We start from the raw sequence: 17597 nt of genomic DNA, 5'->3' as shown, positions 1-17597 counted from the left end.
AATTGTTAAAAATTACAACTTAGATTAAGGTTAGTAGTGCGATAAGTCACTTCCGAAGAGGGGGGCTAGACGCACATTCAGTTTGGCGTCGTGCCTGATCACGCCGAGACTCATGACTTCTAAGATAAACCATTATAAGAACAAATTAATAGGAGCCTAGTGTGGAGAAAATCTGGCTTAAGCGTTATCCAAAGGGTTGTCCAGAAACCATAGACCCCGCTCATTACGACTCTTTACTGACACTATTTGAAAAAAGTTTTAATGATTTTGCCCACCTACCCGCATTTAAAAACATGGGTGTGGCGCTGAGCTATCAGCAGCTTGACGAAGCGACCAAGAAGGTTGCCTCATACATTAATAACGACCTAGGTCTTAAACCCGGCTCTAAAGTCGCGGTGATGATGCCCAACCTGCTGCAAACACCTGTGAGTATTCTTGGCGTATTACGCGCCGGCTGTGTAGTGGTCAACGTTAACCCGCTTTATACTGCGCGCGAGCTTGAGCATCAGTTGAATGACTCAGAGGCAGACGCCATTTTCATTCTTGCCAACTTTGCCCATACCCTGGAAAAAGCCATTGCGCATACTCAGGTTAAGCATGTGATCGTCACCGAAGTGGGTGATATGGTCGGCGGTCTGAAAAAGCATCTGATTAACTTTGTGGTCAAATATATCAAGAAGATGGTGCCGGCTTATCAGCTCAAAAACACCATTGCTTTCACCGAGGTGATGAAAAAGGGCAATGCGGCTACTTATCAACGCCCGCATGTGACCTTGGATGACCTGGCTTTTTTGCAATACACGGGTGGTACAACCGGTGTGTCAAAAGGGGCGATGCTGACCCATGGCAACATGGTGGGCAACCTGGAGCAGGTATCCGGCTGTTTGGATAATATTTTAGAGCGCGGTAAAGAAATCGTGGTTACCGCCTTGCCGCTGTATCACATCTTTGCGCTAACGGCGAACTGCCTGACCTTTATGAAGTACGGCGGTATGAACCTGTTGATCACCAACCCGCGTGATATGAAGGGCTTTGTAAAGGAGCTGAAAAGCAACAAGTTTACCGTGGTGACCGGGGTAAATACCCTGTTCAATGGTCTGCTTAACACAGATGGTTTTGCCGATATCGATTTCTCAAGCCTAAAAATGTCCTTAGGCGGCGGTATGGCGGTGCAACGCCCGGTGGCAGAGCGCTGGCAGAAAGTGACAGGCACCCGCCTAGTGGAAGGCTATGGGTTAACCGAATGTTCGCCTTTAGTGACCGTCAGTCCTTACGACCTTGAAGCCTACAATGGCTCAATTGGCCTGCCTGCTCCTAGCACCGACATCAAGTTGATGCTGGATAATGGTGAAGAAGCGCCTAAGGGCGAGCCCGGTGAACTCTGGGTGAAAGGCCCGCAGGTAATGAAGGGTTATTATAATCGTCCCGATGCCACTGCCGAGTGTTTAAAGGATGGTTGGTTTGCCACCGGTGATATCGCTACTTACGATGACGAAGGCTTCTTCTATATCGTTGACCGTAAAAAAGATATGATCCTGGTTTCCGGTTTCAACGTCTTCCCGAATGAAATTGAAGAAGTGATCGCCGATCACGAAGGCGTGCTGGAAGTGGCCGCTGTGGGCGTGCCCCACGAGGTCAGCGGTGAACAAGTTAAAGTATTTGTCGTTAAAAAAGATCCGTCTTTAACGGAAAAAGATATAATAAAGCATTGTCGTGATAACCTGACTAATTATAAGGTACCCAAGTTGGTTGAATTCCGTGATGAATTGCCAAAGACCAACGTCGGGAAAATACTGCGACGCGCATTAAAAGACGAACAAAAATAGCGATGAACAAACCGGCAAATAGCCGGTTTGTTTTTTAAGGAGTACAGGTGGAATATCAGTTAATTACTGAGCAAGGGGCGTTGGACACTTTTGTCGGCGCAATCAGCAAGGCTAAGGTGCTCGCCGTAGACACCGAGTTTATGCGCAGGCGTACACTGTACCCAGAAATAGCACTTTTACAGGTGTTTGACGGTCAGCATCTGGCGTTGATCGACCCACTGGCGGAGCTAGACCTCAGTGCCTTGTGGGCATTATTACAAAAGCCCGAGGTGTTAAAGGTCTTGCACTCGCCTTCGGAAGATATCGAAGTATTTCAAAACTTTGCCGGCTTTGTGCCCACCCCCTTATTCGATACCCAATTTGCCCTGCAGCTTTTAGGCTCAGGCAACTGCATGGGTTTTGCCGCCATGGTCAATGCGCGCCTGGGGATTGAAATTGATAAAAGCGAGTCGCGCACCAACTGGCTGCAAAGGCCCTTGCGCGAAAGCCAACTGACTTATGCCGCCGCCGATGTTGCCCACTTGCTGCCTTGTTTCGAGCAAATAGTTGAAGAGATCAATGCCAAGGGCTGGTTCGATATTGTTATTGCCGAGTCTCAACTTATTTCGCAAAAGCGCGCCTTTTCTACCCCTGATGATCTTTTGTACCGCGACGTGAAGGGTGCCTGGCAATTATCGCCAAGGGATTTGGCGGCACTGCGTGAGCTGGCCATGTGGCGACGAGAAAAAGCCCAGCGTAAGAACCTGGCGCTGAATTTTATCGTCAAAGAGGCGAACATGGTGGAAATTGCCAAACGTCGTCCCAGCTCTTTGAACAGCATGCGCAATATTCCAGGCGTGGATGCCATGGAAGTGAATCGCTCGGGCCGGGAAATTCTGGCCTGTATTGAGCGCGCCAAGGAACTTAGCGACGAGCAACTACCGCCGCGGGTGATGCGTTTGATGGACTATCGCGGCTATAAGCAGGCGGCCAAGGAGATTAAGCAAAAGATCACCGCGGTGAGTAAAGCCACTCATATTCCCGCTGATGTCTTTGCCAGTAAAAAGCAAATCAACCAGCTTATTAGCTGGAATTGGAAGCTGACGGACGATGAGCGTCAAATTTTAATGGCGCCGGATATCTTGCAGCCTTGGCGTAGTGAATACTTAAGTGAAGCATTGGAAAAATGGATACCTGGAGCACAAAAGTAGGGAAACAGAGCAGATGAAGTATCAGGGAAAGATTGAACAATGGAATGACGATAAAGGCTTTGGTTTTGTGCAGCCTAATGGAGGCGGCGAGCGCTTATTTGTACATATCAAGGCCTTTAAAAAACGTAACCGACGACCGCAAAATGGCGATTTAATCGTCTACCAAGGCGTCCGTGACAAGCAAGGACGGGGGCAGGCGGTGGATATCAGTTTTGCTTCGGATCATAAACGTCAGGCAACAAAGCAGCCCGGACAAGCGAGGACAATTGGCACCATCACAGTAACGATAGGCTGTTTGTTTATTGCTGTCGCAATCGTGCTGGGCAAGTTACCCCTGTGGTTTGTCCCGCTTTACCTGGTTCTGAGCCTAGTTGCCTTTATCGCTTATGGTCGTGATAAAGCCAAGGCCAAGAACAATCAATGGCGCACACCGGAAAGTACCTTGCATCTATTTGCCTTACTTGGCGGTTGGCCCGGTGCTTTTATGGCACAAAACAAATTCAGGCATAAGTCTAAAAAAGGCTCGTTTTTGTTTGGCTATTGGTTTTGTGTGCTGGTGAATCTTGCCGCCGTGGCTTGGTTATGCGGCAGTGAGGGGCAGATCTGGCTAAGCAAGCTTAACGCTCTGTAGAGCGATGTTTTTCATCGGCAATAAGTGCATTTTTTGTCGGGATAAAATCCCGACCTACAACAGCCCTAGCGGCAAAAGGGTTACAACATTGCTTACCCTGTAGGTCGGTGCTTTGCGCCGACATGCTAACAAGTGGGCATCTTTTTCGGGATAAAATCCCGACCTACAAGCTATTTAGAAGTGATATGAGTAGCTCATTACTATGCTTTCTGAGCCCGGGTTAGTCTCACCAAATCCAGCATTGGAAATATGGCCTACTTCTGCGCGAACTCTGTGCTCTTGGGTGATTTTATACTTGGTGAATAAATAACTATAAAACTCCAGGTCATAGCCGAGCGAGTCCAGATTATGGGCGTACCCCACATGGCTGGCAACGCCCCAGCTCCAATCATCATTGATTTTAAAGGCCTTAGCGGCACCTATACCGTAATACTTTTGATCATGCTCGGCCAAGATAACCAGTACTCGGGGCTGCAGATCCCATAAACCCTGCAAGGGCCTGTGTTCATAATCTGCATGTACAGCAAATATGTCGAATTGATCAAAAACTGCCCAACTGGCAACGCCTATGCTCACCGAGGAGGTATCATCATCGGCGAACGCTGGTAAGGTAACTAAAGCGAGTAAAGCAACACTAGGGATAGTTCGTTTCATCAAAGCGGTATCCGTAAATTTATTAGGTTTTAGCCAAATGTCCTTTGTCCATGCGTTTACTATCGGCTAATACCGCACTAGCCAGATTGGTCCTTTAATTTAGTGTTGTCGCTATTGGGCAACTTGTCCAGCGTTGAAAGACAAGATGGGCCTCATCGGTTTAAAGCTCTGTGTTGATTAATTACTCGACTAGGTGAATTCTAGTCTGTATGTTTAAACGTCAAAAATAATAAAGAGCAGGGGTATCAGATGATTAGATTATTGTTAGTAAGCATTTTGCTGTTTGTGGCAGCTAAAAGCTGGGCCTTGGATGTCACCACATTGACGCCAATAGAAAAGCTCACTGTCGCCTATGCGGGTTTTAAAGAGCCGATGCAGTTTAATGTTACCTTGCCGGCCAGTTATGCAAGTGAGCCGGATAAGCGCTACCTGGTGTTGTTTGACCCGCATCCTCGTAGCCAGCCTCATCTCAGTGGCATACAGGATTGGCTGAGCCATAATGGGCAGTGGCCCTGGCTGGAAACCATAGTGGTAACTCCTGCGACCTACCACAAGGAATATGCCGCTTTATTTGAAAAAACAGCTGAGGACCCGGATGATCATGAGTTACTGACGTTTTTCGAATCTCACTTATTGGCTCAGGTAGACAAAAACTATCGTACTCATGACTTTAGGATTTTTAGTGGCTTTATGGGCAATGGTGCATTTGGCCTCTATGTGTTGCTTAATCGCCCGCAGTTGTTCGACGCTTATATTATTGCGACACCCTCTTTAGCGGATGACTTTTTGGCGGTAAGCTCAAGCGCGAAAACCCAGCTGCCTAAGCTTAAAGATAAAATGCGCTTTGTGTATTTGGCCATAGGCGAGCATACCTATGAACAGGCGCACATTGATAATACTAAGGCATTTGCTCAAGCGCTTACTGACTATGCGCCGAGCGAGCTCCAATGGCATGCCAATCTAGACGATAAACGCCATTATATGAGCCGCCCGATTGTGACTCTTGTCGAAGCTATAGAGCTGTTATTTGCCGATTACCATACTCCGCTGGCGCCAGACTCGGTCATTTCACAGCAGGGCGTTGACGCCATTATTGCCCATTATCAAGACTTGTCTAAACGCAAATATGGCTTTGATGTCTCGGCGCAAAGCTCGTTGAAAGCATTGGCCAAATCTAAGCTTGAGAATGACGCGCCCGAAGCGCTGGCCATTTATCATAAGGTAATTGATCTCTATCCGGACTCCGCCTATGCCTATGCGGACTTGGCCTCAGCCTACGAAAGCCTTGGGCAAATTAACAAGGCCATAGCACTGCAAACTACGGCGGTCGAGAAATCCAAGAACATGGTGCTGTGGCATCAGAATAATTTGCAAAAGCGCCTTGAGGCCTATCAGGCAAAGTTGAGTGAGAGTGAAGACTAATACCAATTCACTTAAATAGCTTATCATTCTAGCGGGCTAAATATCGTGCTAACTGCGTTGGAATTTTAGCAATAAAAAAGGAAGCACTTTGGCTTCCTTTTTTTTGCACCCGAAAACGATTATCTGTCTTCGTCGGGTAGGGTCACGTTTAGCTCTAATACCGCTAAATCGTCTTCATTTTGCTCCAGCTGTACCTGTACGGCATCGGCGTCTATGGCCACGTACTTTCGGATCACATCAAGAATATCTTGTTTTAGTAGTGGCAAGTAATCCGGTGTACCGCGCTGCGAACGTTCATGGGCGACTATGATCTGTAGTCGCTCCTTCGCCATCGAGGCGCTGGTTTTCTTTTGCGAACGAAAATAATCGAGTAAAGACACATTATCCTCCAAAAATCCGTTTGAACAGGCCGCGTTTTTCTACATCCAAAAAGCGGAACTCAACTTGTTCGCCAAGCAAGCGGTTAATGGCATCAAGATAAGCTTGGCCGGCATCAGACTCGTTATCCAGCACTACAGGCTGACCCTGGTTTGATGCATTAAGTACCGCCTGTGACTCGGGAATAACACCGAGCAGGTCGATGGCAAGAATATCGTTAACGTCCTCTACCGAAAGCATTTCACCGCGCTGCACACGCTCTGGATTGTAGCGGGTCAGTAGCAGGTGCTCTTTAACCGGCTCCAGGCCTTCTTCGGCGCGGCGTGACTTGCTTTGCAAGATACCAAGGATGCGGTCTGAGTCACGTACCGAAGAAACTTCCGGGTTGGTGGTAACTATGGCTTCATCGGCGAAGTAAAGGGCCATCATGGCACCGGCTTCGATACCCGCTGGCGAGTCACACACGATAAAGTCGAAATCGTTCTTTAAGTCGTTGAGAACCTTTTCAACGCCTTCTTTGGTTAGTGCATCTTTATCACGGGTCTGCGACGCCGGTAATATATACAGCTTATCGACACGCTTGTCCTTGATCAGTGCCTGGTTAAGATTGGCTTCGCCATTGATAACGTTAACAAAGTCATAAACCACTCGACGCTCACAGCCCATGATCAGATCCAGGTTACGCAGGCCGATATCGAAATCGATAATCGCGGTTTTAAAGCCCTTTAGGGCTAGGCCAGTACCAATTGCAGCGCTAGAGGTTGTTTTGCCTACGCCGCCTTTACCAGAAGTAACGACAATAATTTTTGCCATGAGTTTTATCCTTTAACCAAAGCTGATATATGAAGTGAGTCTTGGCGTTGGCGAATGCAGGCGGCTTGCCCCCATAGTTCACCTTGCAGTGAATCACTGATCCAATAACTGCCATTGACGGAAACCAGTTCGGCCTCGAGCTTTTGACAGAATATTGTGGCGTTTTTATCACCCTGCGCGCCGGCTATGGCACGACCACGCAAGGTGCCGTAAATATGAATATGACCATCGGCGATGACTTCGGCGCCGTGGCTTACCGCACCAAGGACGATAAGATCCCGACCCTTGGCATAGACCTGTTGCCCGGAGCGTACCGTGCCTTCAACCACCATGGTTGGCTCCGGCGCTGCGGGCGCTGCAACTGCGGGCGAAACCGTGGCTTTGGCTGGCGCTTTGGCCGCTTGGTTGTCTTTGGCGTAATTAAGCACAGAAAAACCAGCCGCTTTGGCCTGCTGATGTTGCTCATCTGTACCGCTGCACACGCCTACGGGATTAAAGGCTAAACGTTGTAACAGGGCGTGCAGTTGAGAAAAGTCGAGTTCGGCGCCATCAAGCGCTTCAAGATTAACAACGATAGGGGCACCGGCGAAGAATTTTGGTGCTTGGGAAATTTTGGCATCAAGCTGCTCGCTCAATGCAACCAAATCAGCTGTTAACAGACGTAACACCGATAGAGTGAAGAGGTTCCCTTTTAATTCGAATAATTGTTCCGACATAAGCGCTCATACTTGTGTGGCCTGTTATTAATTATCACCAAGAAAAGTCGGTACAAACTTGCTATGAGGCTGACTTTGGTTAGGCCTTGGTGTTGAGCATTGGCCACTAAACTTACCACATGATTTAGCTCTCATGGTATAGTGTCAAGGTGTGTTTCGCAACAACTTAAAGGCCCTAACCATGCTGTGCGCAGTATATAAGAGTAAGAAAAAACCAGATACCTACCTTTATTTGCCAAAACGAGATGATTTTTCTGCTGTTCCACAGCCGCTTATGGACATGTTCGGCAAGCCGCAATTTGTGATTTTGCTGAATCTGGCCACAAAAACACAGCTAGCCTTGGCGGATATTACTAAGGTTAAGGATGAATTAAGTGAGAAGGGGTTTTATTTACAGCTACCCCCGCCAACCGAAAACATGTTGGACGAACTAAGAAAACAAAATGGAGTAGAGAGTGATTAAAAAAATCAGCAAGTACTTAGCCAGCGCCTTTAAACCCGCAACCTTGTCCGGCTTAAGCCTGGCGGTGGCGGCGACGCTATCTTATCCCACTCTGGCAAACTCGCAGATAAAAAGTGTTGAAGAGCAACAAGTTGCCTTCGATGCTTATGTTACTAAGTTAAAAGGTGAAGCCCTGGAGAAGGGTTACAGCCAGGAGCTGCTTGATACCGCCTTTGCCACCATCAAGTTTAAGCCTAAGGTGATCAGCGCCGATAAAAACCAGCCCGAGGTGAAGGAAACCTTAGAGACTTACTTACCTAAGCGTGTACCTCAGTGGAAAATCGACCGAGCTCGTGAGCTCTATAAAAAGCACCAGGATACCTTGGAAAAGATAGCCGCAGAATACGGTGTACAAGCGCGCTTTATCGTTGCCTTATGGGGGCTTGAGAGTAACTTCGGTCGCATTCAGGGTGGCCATCCGGTGATTTCCAGCCTGGTTACCTTAGCCTTTGATGGCCGTCGTGAAGCCCTGTATAAGAGCCAGTTATGGGCGGCACTCGATATCCTTAAAGAAGGGCATATCGACCTGGAACACTTTAAGGGCTCCTGGGCCGGTGCCATGGGGCAAACCCAGTTTATGCCAACCTCCTTTAATGCCTACGCGGTGGATTATAACGGCGATGGCCGCAAGGATATCTGGACTACCGAAGAAGATGCCTTTGCCTCTATTGCCAATTACTTGAAGAGCGTTGGCTGGAATGACGAGCTGACCTGGGGTCGCCAAGTAAAGTTGCCAGCGAATTTCGATACCCAAGCCGTGTTGCAGCGCGGTACCCGCACTCATAAACAATGGCTGCAGCACTGGTCCGACTCGGAGCGCTCTCTAAGTCAGTGGCAAGAGTTAGGTCTAAGACGCATGGATGGTAAGGATTTACCACAGCGTGATATCACCGCTGCTCTGGTTATGCCCGACGATATCAATGGTCGCATGTATCTGGCCTATGACAATTACAAGGCACTGATGAACTGGAACCGTTCATATTACTTCGCCACCAGCGTCGGTTATTTATCGGATCGTATCGGCTATCCTGCCATTAACTAAGGCTGTCGACTTTGTTATACTACGCCCCGATTAACTGGGGCGTTTTTTATGGTAGATGATAAATTTTGGCAGACTAAAACCTTGGCGCAAATGAGCGACAAGGAATGGGAAGCCATTTGTGATGGTTGTGGCAAGTGTTGTCTGAACACCTTTATCGACAGTGAGGATGAAGATGACTTTAGCCCCACGGATCAATTGCGTCCCGGCGAAGAGCTGATCTTCACCAATATCGTTTGCCAGTATCTGGATAATAAAACCTGTAGCTGTACGCAGTACGAGCAGCGTCAAACCTTAGTGCCTTCATGCGTTAAGCTGACCAAGGACAATATTGCCGACATCTTCTTTATGCCTAAAAGCTGTAGCTACCGTCGCCTGCAAGAGGGACGGGGGCTTGCCAGTTGGCACCCGCTGTTAAACAAGGGCAAAAAGTCGAAAATGCATGCGGCAGGGATAAGCGTGCGCAATAAAACGGTTAAAGACTCGGATGTGCCTTTGGAAGAATTTGAAGATCATATCGCCGATTGGCCCACCTATGATTGCGATTAAGGCACAGAGTTAAAAGCCTTTTGCTAAAGAAAAGCGGCCTGCTGGAGCAGGCCTTCACTTCCGAGACATGCTAACCTACTTCATAATGACTTCACGCATGCGATATTGACCGGTCAGCGATCTGATTTTGGGGTATTCTTTGGAAATTTTGCGGGAGTTCTCTTGGTTTTCCTCGCCCCATTTCTTCATAAAAGCCTGATACTTTTCCTTGTTTGGTTCAAGGTCGGCGGCATTTTCAAACCACACCACCAACACTAAATTGAAATCGCCACTGATGGGTAAATCACTGGCATAAATTTTCCAATCTTTAATGTATCCAAGCTCTTTTTGCATTTTTACTGCTTTGACCCAGGTGTCACGCAGCCCTTCTAAGTAAACATCACCCATATTGGGATCCACTTTGACTGTGGTGACCTCAAGAATCGATGTGCCCAGGTCGTAATCTTTATAGACTTCGAGCTCAGCCTGCACATTGCTGGCGGCAAAGGTAAGCATGGCGCTTAATAATAAGGCATATCTGTTCATCTTATGTCTCCTGTTGCGTTTTTTGCATCGGTGCAAAGAAACGCTTTCAAGTATAGGTGGCATAGCTGTAATTGCTTGTTTTTTAGCCTGCAACAAATTTGCGCTCGGCTAGGCTTTAGGTTAATACAGGATGCAAGTCCTGTATTTTTGAAATGGAACGTTCCAGTTATTTTTTTGTGACCTTGTTAAATTGCTGTGTAGAATCAAAATCAACAAGTAGACGGAGAATGATTCGTGAGTGAGATAAACAACAATCAGGCTTACGTTGCAACGGCAGAAAAAAATAGCAATTACACCTTGCCTCTTGCAGCCATGACCACCCTGTTTTTCCTATGGGGTTTTATTACGGTTTTAAATGACCTTCTTATTCCGCGCCTAAAAGCTGTGTTCGATCTCAGCTATACGGAAGCCATGCTGATCCAGTTTTGCTTCTTTGGTGCCTATTTTATTATGTCTTTGCCTGCAGGTTATCTGGTAAAGCGTTTTGGCTATAAAAATGGCGTGGTCAGCGGCTTGATAATTGCTTCAACCGGCTGCTTGCTGTTTTACCCTGCGGTGGCGGTACATGAGTACTGGTTGTTCTTAGGCGCCTTGTTTGTGTTGGCCTCGGGTGTAACCATTTTACAGGTTTCTGCGAATCCTTATGTTGCCGCCTTAGGTCCGGCGAAAACCGCACCCAGCCGCTTAAATCTGGCACAGGCCTTGAACTCGCTTGGCACCACGGTCGGCCCTATCGTTGGTAAGTTTTTACTCTTTGGCGGCAGCGCCGCACTGGCTGCTGAAGCCGCCACAGCCGACAGTGTTAAGGTGCCTTACCTTATGCTGGCCGCTGCATTGTTAACTATTGCTGTGGTGTTTGCGGTGCTTAAGTTACCTAGTATCGAATCACACAGCGAAGAGCATGACTGCAAAGCCAAGGATCATTCATTGACCGAGGCGCCACACCTGGTATTCGGTGTACTGGCCATTTTTTGTTATGTCGGTGGTGAGGTAGCCATTGGCAGCTTCCTGGTGAACTATTTTGGTGAAGCCCATATTGCCGGATTGGAAGAGCATGATGCGGCGCACCTGTTAGCCTATTACTGGGGCGGTGCCATGGTCGGGCGCTTTATCGGCTCGGCGGTATTGCAAAAAGTGGCCGCCAATAAGGCGCTGCTATTCAACGCCTGCGCCACCATTTTGTTATTGGTGATCAGTATTAACAGTAGCGGCAAATTGGCCATGTGGTCTGTGCTGGCCATTGGTTTGTTTAACTCAATTATGTTCCCGACCATCTTCACCCTGGCTATCGACTCACTGAGCTCCTTGACCAGCCGTGGCTCGGGTTGGTTGTGCCTGGCCATAGTCGGCGGTGCTTTGGTGCCCCTACTGCAAGGTTATATGGCCGATACCATAGGCCTGCAAACCAGCTTCTACGTGCCTTTGGTCTGTTATGTATTTATTGCTTGGTACGCCATGAGCCTGCCGAAGCTGCTAGGACAGTGGCGCGCCAAGATAGCGAGTTGATTTTGAGCCCAGCGTATATGCTTAAAAAGCCGACAAGCGTTTAACCTTGTCGGCTTTTTTGTACCCGGTTGTGAATACGTATTCATAGGCTGATAGTGCAACAATTAAATGGAACGTTCCATTTATGCGAAAGCGGGGAGCTAATAAGTGCACACGAAAATGCCGGTACAAAATGTACCGGCATTTTACTGAGTATGACGCGTTTGCGGTCTTCCTGTAACCGAAACACTGCTTGGTAATGACGTGTCTTATGGCATGATGCGAGCACAAACCACATAAGTGGTGAGGGTGCGTGAGCCTGCAGAGTCGAAATAGCCAATCACTCGCCAGTTGGTGTCAGATGTTGGGAAGGACGCACGAACGTTACCTACACCAAGAGAGCCATTGACCGAGTGGCCACCGCCTACGGCACGATAGCCGCTAAGGCAACTTCTGTTGTTAGTGACAGTTTTGGTAAGGAAAATACTGCTATCAACGTCCACCGTACCGCTGCTCCTATAGGTCTCGAAGGTCGCATTGGCGTCATCCGCTTCACAGGTCACGTTGCCATTGGCATCTATTTCACGAATCGATGAACCCGCTGCGCAGATACCCGTTACCCGAGCTTGTTTTGTTTGTAACTCGGCGGTGACTTGGGCTAACTGTTGCTCAAGGGCGTCAGCTCGTTGTTGCAGTACCGCAATATCGGCGTCGTTTGCATCAATGCGGGCATTGATGGTGACTATCTCTCCTTGGATGGCGGTGATCAGTGCCTGCATGGCCGCATCCGCTAAAACCAAGGCGGCGATATCATTTTCATTTTGCGCTACGCGAATTTCTAATGCCGTCAGATCGGTTCTTAAGGCATCAATCAACTGTCCCTGCAAATCTTGAATCACCGTCAAGGTGGCAATATCGTTTTCATTGGTGGTAACGCGTACCTCCAAGGCGGCAATGCTCGATTCTAAAAAGGCGATCTTTATATTCTGTTCGATTTGCTCTTGCTCAATGAGACTCAGGCGGTTGTTAATAAGGGCAATGGCATCGCCTAATTCCATTTCAAGAATATCGATGCGCTCGTTGATGGTTTGAAAGGGTTGGCCATTGGAACTGCCTTGCTCACCCTCTCCAGGAGTTGCGTAGACAGAAGTTCCCATAGCTAAACAGAGGGCAGCACTCACCATAGTTAATTTATTCATTGCATATCCTTTAGGAATTGGTTTCTTTAACAACGAACAAAGGCGCAACAACGAAAATGCTGCTCATAAAGAAATACGTCGATTATGTGTATACGTCTTTAAATGATTCAGCTCTAGGGCTGAGCTAAGCCTCAGAGAATATAGTGGCAAGGAGAGCAGGGTGCAAATCACTGTCACGATACTAAATTATAAAATAACTAGTTATCCCCTATAATTCATATGCTTGTAAAATAATGATATAAATTTGATCGTGATAATAAAGGGAAAAGGTGATGAATATTAATCCGGTGCCATTATTTGGCGGTCTTATCTTTGCTACCGTTGGTGCGTATATCCTCTTCGACTACTACCGTTTTAATAAAAGTGCGCTTAAAACACAGGGCAAAATAATTGCCTATGATGAGTATCTCAGCAAGAACTCGGATGGACACAAACGCATGCAATATCGGCCGCATTTTGAGTATTCAGTCAATGGCCAGCGTTTTGTGGTTATCTCAAAAGCGTCATTTAACAGCAAAGTGATCCCCGTGGGGCATATGGCCGAGGTGTTATACCTACGGGGGGATGAAGCCAATGGCCGCCTGGCCAAGGGCCATGGCTACCTGCTAGGCCTTATCTTTGTTGGCCTTTCGGCTCCTGCCTTATACTTTGGACTCGGTGGCTAAGCACAGCCGCCGCCTCAGTAAAGCGCCTAAATCTACTTCCGCCGCTCAGCGCCTGACGACGCCAGAAGTTGTCCCCCATACGGAAATAGCGCACCCGTCCTGCCATTACAAATTCGTATAAGACATTTGTATGACATTTGTAACTAAAGTGTATTATTTGCGCAACACGGCTGTCACTTTTGTTCTCTAGACTTTCGCCCATCTTACATTCGTGCCGGAAATCCGGTACAGCATTAAGCTCAAAATAAGGTGTATGCGATGAAAGGCGTTAAACCCCTGATATTGGCTTCACTGGTGGCTGCGAGCAGCTCACAGGTAATGGCCAATGAACTTCAGACAGTTAAACAAAAAAGTGGTGAGATCAACCAAATAGCCACGCAATCTCAAACAAAAATAGACACGATTGCCGACAACATGCAAACCCGTTTGCAAAAGTTCAAGGCACTCAATAAAGAGATCGATGGCCTTAGCGTGTACAACGCTCAGCTAACCAAGCAAGTGGCCAATCAGGTCGAAGAAATGGCCAATATCAATGCCTCTATGGATCAGGTATCGGTGATTGAGCGTCAAATCACGCCGCTGATGCTGCGCATGATCGAAGGCCTTGAGCAGTTTGTTGCTCTGGATGTGCCTTTCCTTACACAAGAACGTAGTGAGCGCATTGCCAAGTTGAGCGAAATGATGGATCGCGCCGATGTCACATCGAGCGAAAAATTCCGTCGTGTCCTGGAAGCCTACCAGGTGGAAGTGGACTATGGCCGTACGATCGAAGCCTACACCAGTTTATTGGATGTCAATGGCACCGAGCGTGAAGTGGACTTCCTACGCATCGGTCGTCTTGAGCTTATTTACCTTACCCGCGATGGCAAGCAAGCCGGTGCCTGGGACAAAGAGCAAAAAGCCTTTGTTAACCTGCCGGACTCAAGCATTAGCCAAATCAGCAAAGGCTTACGCATTGCTCGTAAGCAGTTAGCCCCAGACATGTTAACCCTGCCTGTTCAAGCTGCGGAATAAGAAGGTATTGACGATGAAATTAGTGAAAAAATTTACCCAAAGCGCCGCATTAGTGGCCACTATGGCAATGTCGCACGCGGCGATGGCCAATGACGCCATGGACCTGGACGCATTATTAAAGACCCTACAGCAGGGCAAGATTGCTCAGTCTCAAGAAAACGAGGAGCGTGAAAAGGCCTTCCTGGCCCGTCAAAGCGAGCAACTACAAATGTTGCGCAGCGCCGAGCAAACACGTAACGCCAAGCTGCAAGAGTCTGAGCGTTTAGAAACCGCGTTTGAAGACAATGAAGTGAAACTGGCACAGCTAAGCGACACCCTGCAAAACCGCATGGGTACGTTAAAAGAGCTATTCGGTGTGCTGCAACAGGTGGCCGGTGACAGCTCAAACAAGTTTGCTACTTCTGTGGTTTCCGCCGAGCTGCAAGGTCGTGATGTATTTATGGATGATCTCGCGCAGCAAATGGGCTCAACCTCCAAGCTTGCTTCTATCGAAGACATCGAGCAGGTGTGGTTCGAACTACAGCGCGAAATGACAGAGCAGGGCAAGGTATCACGCTTTAACACCGAAGTGATCGTCGCCGGTGGCGCCAAAGAGAGCAAAGAAGTGTTGCGTGTCGGTGCCTTTAACCTGGTTGCCGATGGCAAATACCTTGAATACAACAATGTAACCAACACCTTGTCTGAGCTAACGCGTCAGCCGGTTGCCCGTTACACCTCAAGTGCCGCCGAGCTACAACAGTCAAAAGACGGTTTTGTGCAGTTCGCCCTTGACCCAACAGGTGGTTCAATCCTGGGCCTATTGGTACAAGCCCCGGATACCGAAGAGCGTGTACACCAAGGTGGCACGGTAGGTTATGTGATCCTTGCGGTAGGTGCCTTGGCACTGATCATCGCCCTTGAGCGCTTTATCTCGCTGATGCTTATCGGTGGCAAAATCCGTCGTCAGCTTAAAGACAGCGTAGCTCGTGATGACAACCCGCTTGGCCGTGTGATGAAGGTTAAAGATCAATATCCCGATGTTGCTCACGACACATTAGAGCTGAAGCTATCGGAAGCCATTTTGCGTGAAATGCCGAAGATCACTCGTAACCTGACGCTCATTAAGATCATCTCTGTGGTTGCCCCACTGCTGGGTCTACTGGGTACGGTAACCGGTATGATCAACACCTTCCAGGCCATCACTTTATTTGGTACCGGTGACCCTAAACTCATGGCCGGCGGTATCTCGCAAGCCCTGGTAACTACGGTATTGGGTCTGGTTGTGGCTATTCCGACTGTATTCCTTTACACGCTATTGAACACGCGCTCTAAGAACCTGCTGTTGATTCTACAAGAGCAAAGTGCCGGCCTGATTGCTGAGCGCAGCGAAAAAGGAGCGTAAATCATGGTGCTATTGATTGATTGGATCAATGCAATTCGTGATTTTCTCGACACAGGTGGCCAGGTTCTCCTGGTCATCGGCATCCTCATCTTCGCCATGTGGTTGCTAATACTTGAGCGCTTTATGTACTTCTTCGGTGGTTATGTGAAGTACAAAAAATCGGTGCGGTCCGATTGGTACAACCGTCCGGAGCGCAATAGCTGGAATGCCGAGCAAATTCGCCAAGCGATGATCTCAAGAGCAGGGATGAAGCTAAACACCAACCTGGCTTTGATCAACGTGATGGTGGCCTTGTGTCCACTGCTTGGTTTGTTAGGTACGGTTACCGGCATGATCGAGGTATTCGATGTGATGGCGGTTACCGGCACCGGCAGTGCTCGCTCCATGGCCTCGGGGGTGTCCAAAGCGACCATCCCTACCATGGCCGGCATGGTTGGCGCGCTATCCGGGGTATTTGCCTCGACCTTTTTACAGCGCCGCGCCAAACGAGAAGTCGAATTGTTAGAAGACAAGATGGTCCTGGACCACTAAGTTGCGATGATTATCTGCCTGCGCTTTGGCGCAGGCAAGGAGAGTAAAATGAGAGCCCCATTAGGTAAAATTTTTCAAGAAGACGAAGCCGAAGAAATCAACATGACGCCCATGCTCGACGTGGTCTTCATCATGCTTATCTTCTTTATCGTTACCGCCTCCTTCGTTAAAGAAGCGGGTATCGATGTAAACCGCCCTGAAGCCGCCACCGCGGTGAAGAAGGAACGTGCCAGCATCTTGGTAGCCATTTCCGATGAAGGCGAAATTTGGATCAACAAGCGCCAGGTAGACGTACGTGCGGTACAGGCCAATATCGAGCGCCTAAAAGCGGAAAACCCACAGGGCAGTGTAGTGATCCAGGCCGATAAAAAGGCCACCACGGACACCCTGATCAAGGTAATGGACGCCGCCCGCGCCGCCGGTGTGTTTGATGTATCCATCGCCGCGCAAGAAGCCTAAGGAGCGATAGATGCGTTATTTAATCGCTTTAATTATCGCCGCGGTCGTGACCTTTATGCTGTTTTTGGGCATGCAGGCGCTGATCAACGGCGGTGAAGGCGCGATGACCGAACCGGCCAAAGGCAACGTGCTTGACTTCGTGCGCCTGAAGCAAGAAGAAACGGTGGAGAAAAAAGAGCGTAAACCGCAAAAGCCACCTACGCCCAAAGAGCCACCACCGCCGCTTGAGTCACCGCAAACACAAAGTAGCGACGCCAATGCCAGCAATGCCAACTTCGACTTTAGCGCCGATATCAGCGCCGATGTCGACCTAGGTAATGGTTTGGCACTGGAAAGCAGCGACGGCGAATACCTGCCTATCGTTAAGGTGTCGCCCGTGTATCCGCGTCGTGCCCTGTCGCGGGGTATTGAAGGCTATGTGATCGTTGAATTCACCGTAACCAAGCAGGGCACGGTGCGCGACCCCAAGGTACTTAAGGCCGAGCCCGAGTCAATCTTTGACCGTGCCGCCATGGATGCCGCGCTCAAGTTTAAATATAAGCCGCGCATCGTCAATGGCGAAGCGGTGGAAGTAGGCGGTGTACAAAACCGCATCAGCTTCGAGATTAATGGTTAATA

At 48.6% G+C, this 17597-nt stretch carries 20 protein-coding genes; 14 read left to right on the top strand and 6 right to left on the bottom strand.

All coding sequences use genetic code 11. The annotated features are described in order from the left end of the window. The first annotated feature begins 161 nt into the window (after window positions 1-161). The 3 genes from fadD to C2M17_RS14215 are packed head-to-tail and all read left to right on the top strand — an operon-like array spanning window position 162 to window position 3647. Window positions 162-1826 (top strand): long-chain-fatty-acid--CoA ligase FadD, encoded by a 1665-nt coding sequence (gene fadD / locus C2M17_RS14225; RefSeq protein WP_105201383.1) that lies wholly within the window; start codon window positions 162-164, stop codon window positions 1824-1826. Window positions 1827-1873: 47 nt separating this feature from the next. Further along, entirely contained in the window at window positions 1874-3016 is a 1143-nt protein-coding gene (rnd, locus tag C2M17_RS14220; RefSeq protein ID WP_105201382.1) for a ribonuclease D, read from the top strand. Window positions 3017-3029: 13 nt separating this feature from the next. Continuing rightward, window positions 3030-3647 (top strand): DUF1294 domain-containing protein, encoded by a 618-nt coding sequence (locus C2M17_RS14215; protein WP_105201381.1) that lies wholly within the window; start codon window positions 3030-3032, stop codon window positions 3645-3647. 174 nt (window positions 3648-3821) lie between these two features. Here C2M17_RS14215 and C2M17_RS14210 read toward each other — a convergent pair whose 3' ends face one another. Further along, the gene (locus C2M17_RS14210; protein ID WP_105201380.1) at window positions 3822-4301 is read right to left on the bottom strand and encodes an acyloxyacyl hydrolase; all 480 of its coding nucleotides are present in this window, start codon (window positions 4299-4301) and stop codon (window positions 3822-3824) included. A 249-nt stretch (window positions 4302-4550) separates the two neighbouring features. Between C2M17_RS14210 and C2M17_RS14205 the strand changes: the two genes are divergently transcribed. After that, window positions 4551-5723: a tetratricopeptide repeat protein gene (locus tag C2M17_RS14205; RefSeq protein ID WP_105201379.1), complete on the top strand. Its 1173-nt coding sequence runs from the start codon at window positions 4551-4553 to the stop codon at window positions 5721-5723. Between the two features lie 119 nt (window positions 5724-5842). Here the strand turns inward: C2M17_RS14205 and minE are convergent, their stop codons facing one another. The 3 genes from minE to minC are packed head-to-tail and all read right to left on the bottom strand — an operon-like array spanning window position 5843 to window position 7630. After that, entirely contained in the window at window positions 5843-6103 is a 261-nt protein-coding gene (gene minE, locus C2M17_RS14200) for a cell division topological specificity factor MinE (protein ID WP_105201378.1), read from the bottom strand. A 1-nt stretch (window position 6104) separates the two neighbouring features. Beyond that, window positions 6105-6914, bottom strand: coding sequence for a septum site-determining protein MinD (gene minD, locus C2M17_RS14195; RefSeq protein ID WP_105201377.1), 810 nt, complete (start codon window positions 6912-6914; stop codon window positions 6105-6107). 5 nt (window positions 6915-6919) lie between these two features. Beyond that, window positions 6920-7630: a septum site-determining protein MinC gene (gene minC / locus C2M17_RS14190; RefSeq protein ID WP_105201376.1), complete on the bottom strand. Its 711-nt coding sequence runs from the start codon at window positions 7628-7630 to the stop codon at window positions 6920-6922. Window positions 7631-7811: 181 nt separating this feature from the next. On the opposite strand from minC, the gene C2M17_RS14185 reads away from it, so the two are divergent. The 3 genes from C2M17_RS14185 to C2M17_RS14175 all read left to right on the top strand — a co-directional run bounded on the left by C2M17_RS14185 (window position 7812) and on the right by C2M17_RS14175 (window position 9720). After that, complete coding sequence (locus C2M17_RS14185; protein WP_105201375.1) at window positions 7812-8093, top strand: YcgL domain-containing protein; 282 nt, start codon at window positions 7812-7814, stop codon at window positions 8091-8093. Between the two features lie 91 nt (window positions 8094-8184). After that, on the top strand, window positions 8185-9174 hold the full coding sequence (locus C2M17_RS14180; RefSeq protein ID WP_233998018.1) for a lytic murein transglycosylase: 990 nt from the start codon (window positions 8185-8187) through the stop codon (window positions 9172-9174). Between the two features lie 48 nt (window positions 9175-9222). Further along, window positions 9223-9720 (top strand): YcgN family cysteine cluster protein, encoded by a 498-nt coding sequence (locus C2M17_RS14175; protein ID WP_105201374.1) that lies wholly within the window; start codon window positions 9223-9225, stop codon window positions 9718-9720. Window positions 9721-9795: 75 nt separating this feature from the next. On the opposite strand, the gene C2M17_RS14170 is transcribed toward C2M17_RS14175, so the two are convergent. Next, on the bottom strand, window positions 9796-10245 hold the full coding sequence (locus C2M17_RS14170) for a hypothetical protein (protein WP_105201373.1): 450 nt from the start codon (window positions 10243-10245) through the stop codon (window positions 9796-9798). A 234-nt stretch (window positions 10246-10479) separates the two neighbouring features. Here C2M17_RS14170 and C2M17_RS14165 point away from each other — a divergent pair, with 234 nt between their 5' ends. Beyond that, a complete protein-coding gene (locus C2M17_RS14165) occupies window positions 10480-11751 on the top strand; it encodes a sugar MFS transporter (RefSeq protein WP_105201372.1) in 1272 nt (423 codons plus the stop codon). Window positions 11752-11999: 248 nt separating this feature from the next. Here C2M17_RS14165 and C2M17_RS14160 read toward each other — a convergent pair whose 3' ends face one another. Then, complete coding sequence (locus C2M17_RS14160; protein WP_105201371.1) at window positions 12000-12929, bottom strand: hypothetical protein; 930 nt, start codon at window positions 12927-12929, stop codon at window positions 12000-12002. Between the two features lie 272 nt (window positions 12930-13201). Between C2M17_RS14160 and C2M17_RS14155 the strand changes: the two genes are divergently transcribed. The 6 genes from C2M17_RS14155 to C2M17_RS14130 all read left to right on the top strand — a co-directional run bounded on the left by C2M17_RS14155 (window position 13202) and on the right by C2M17_RS14130 (window position 17595). Further along, window positions 13202-13594, top strand: coding sequence for a DUF3592 domain-containing protein (locus tag C2M17_RS14155; protein ID WP_233998006.1), 393 nt, complete (start codon window positions 13202-13204; stop codon window positions 13592-13594). A 258-nt stretch (window positions 13595-13852) separates the two neighbouring features. Continuing rightward, window positions 13853-14608 (top strand): DUF3450 domain-containing protein, encoded by a 756-nt coding sequence (locus C2M17_RS14150; RefSeq protein WP_105201370.1) that lies wholly within the window; start codon window positions 13853-13855, stop codon window positions 14606-14608. Window positions 14609-14669: 61 nt separating this feature from the next. Then, window positions 14670-15989: a MotA/TolQ/ExbB proton channel family protein gene (locus C2M17_RS14145; RefSeq protein ID WP_442792612.1), complete on the top strand. Its 1320-nt coding sequence runs from the start codon at window positions 14670-14672 to the stop codon at window positions 15987-15989. A gap of 3 nt (window positions 15990-15992) precedes the next feature. Further along, a complete protein-coding gene (locus C2M17_RS14140; protein WP_105188934.1) occupies window positions 15993-16520 on the top strand; it encodes a MotA/TolQ/ExbB proton channel family protein in 528 nt (175 codons plus the stop codon). 48 nt (window positions 16521-16568) lie between these two features. Further along, on the top strand, window positions 16569-16979 hold the full coding sequence (locus tag C2M17_RS14135; RefSeq protein WP_105201368.1) for an ExbD/TolR family protein: 411 nt from the start codon (window positions 16569-16571) through the stop codon (window positions 16977-16979). Window positions 16980-16989: 10 nt separating this feature from the next. Beyond that, complete coding sequence (locus C2M17_RS14130) at window positions 16990-17595, top strand: energy transducer TonB (protein WP_105188932.1); 606 nt, start codon at window positions 16990-16992, stop codon at window positions 17593-17595. Window positions 17596-17597 lie beyond the last annotated feature (2 nt).

The sequence above is a fragment of the Pseudoalteromonas sp. T1lg10 genome (assembly GCF_002964545.1).
Lineage (GTDB): Bacteria > Pseudomonadota > Gammaproteobacteria > Enterobacterales > Alteromonadaceae > Pseudoalteromonas.
Note: the sequence above shows the minus strand (reverse complement) of the source record. Positions and strands in the feature narration are given on the sequence as shown.

Bases quoted from the DNA above. Each gene is read 5' to 3' on its own strand.
- C2M17_RS14135 (WP_105201368.1), top strand. From the start codon at position 16,569: ATGAGAGCCCCATTAGGTAAAATTTTTCAAGAAGACGAAGCCGAAGAA.
- C2M17_RS14205 (WP_105201379.1), top strand. From the start codon at position 4,551: ATGATTAGATTATTGTTAGTAAGCATTTTGCTGTTTGTGGCAGCTAAA.
- C2M17_RS14185 (WP_105201375.1), top strand. From the start codon at position 7,812: ATGCTGTGCGCAGTATATAAGAGTAAGAAAAAACCAGATACCTACCTT.
- C2M17_RS14140 (WP_105188934.1), top strand. From the start codon at position 15,993: ATGGTGCTATTGATTGATTGGATCAATGCAATTCGTGATTTTCTCGAC.
- C2M17_RS14160 (WP_105201371.1), bottom strand. From the start codon at position 12,929: ATGAATAAATTAACTATGGTGAGTGCTGCCCTCTGTTTAGCTATGGGA.
- C2M17_RS14175 (WP_105201374.1), top strand. From the start codon at position 9,223: ATGGTAGATGATAAATTTTGGCAGACTAAAACCTTGGCGCAAATGAGC.
- C2M17_RS14145 (WP_442792612.1), top strand. From the start codon at position 14,670: ATGGCAATGTCGCACGCGGCGATGGCCAATGACGCCATGGACCTGGAC.
- C2M17_RS14150 (WP_105201370.1), top strand. From the start codon at position 13,853: ATGAAAGGCGTTAAACCCCTGATATTGGCTTCACTGGTGGCTGCGAGC.
- minC (WP_105201376.1), bottom strand. From the start codon at position 7,630: ATGTCGGAACAATTATTCGAATTAAAAGGGAACCTCTTCACTCTATCG.
- C2M17_RS14155 (WP_233998006.1), top strand. From the start codon at position 13,202: ATGAATATTAATCCGGTGCCATTATTTGGCGGTCTTATCTTTGCTACC.
- C2M17_RS14130 (WP_105188932.1), top strand. From the start codon at position 16,990: ATGCGTTATTTAATCGCTTTAATTATCGCCGCGGTCGTGACCTTTATG.
- C2M17_RS14210 (WP_105201380.1), bottom strand. From the start codon at position 4,301: ATGAAACGAACTATCCCTAGTGTTGCTTTACTCGCTTTAGTTACCTTA.
- C2M17_RS14170 (WP_105201373.1), bottom strand. From the start codon at position 10,245: ATGAACAGATATGCCTTATTATTAAGCGCCATGCTTACCTTTGCCGCC.
- minD (WP_105201377.1), bottom strand. From the start codon at position 6,914: ATGGCAAAAATTATTGTCGTTACTTCTGGTAAAGGCGGCGTAGGCAAA.
- C2M17_RS14215 (WP_105201381.1), top strand. From the start codon at position 3,030: ATGAAGTATCAGGGAAAGATTGAACAATGGAATGACGATAAAGGCTTT.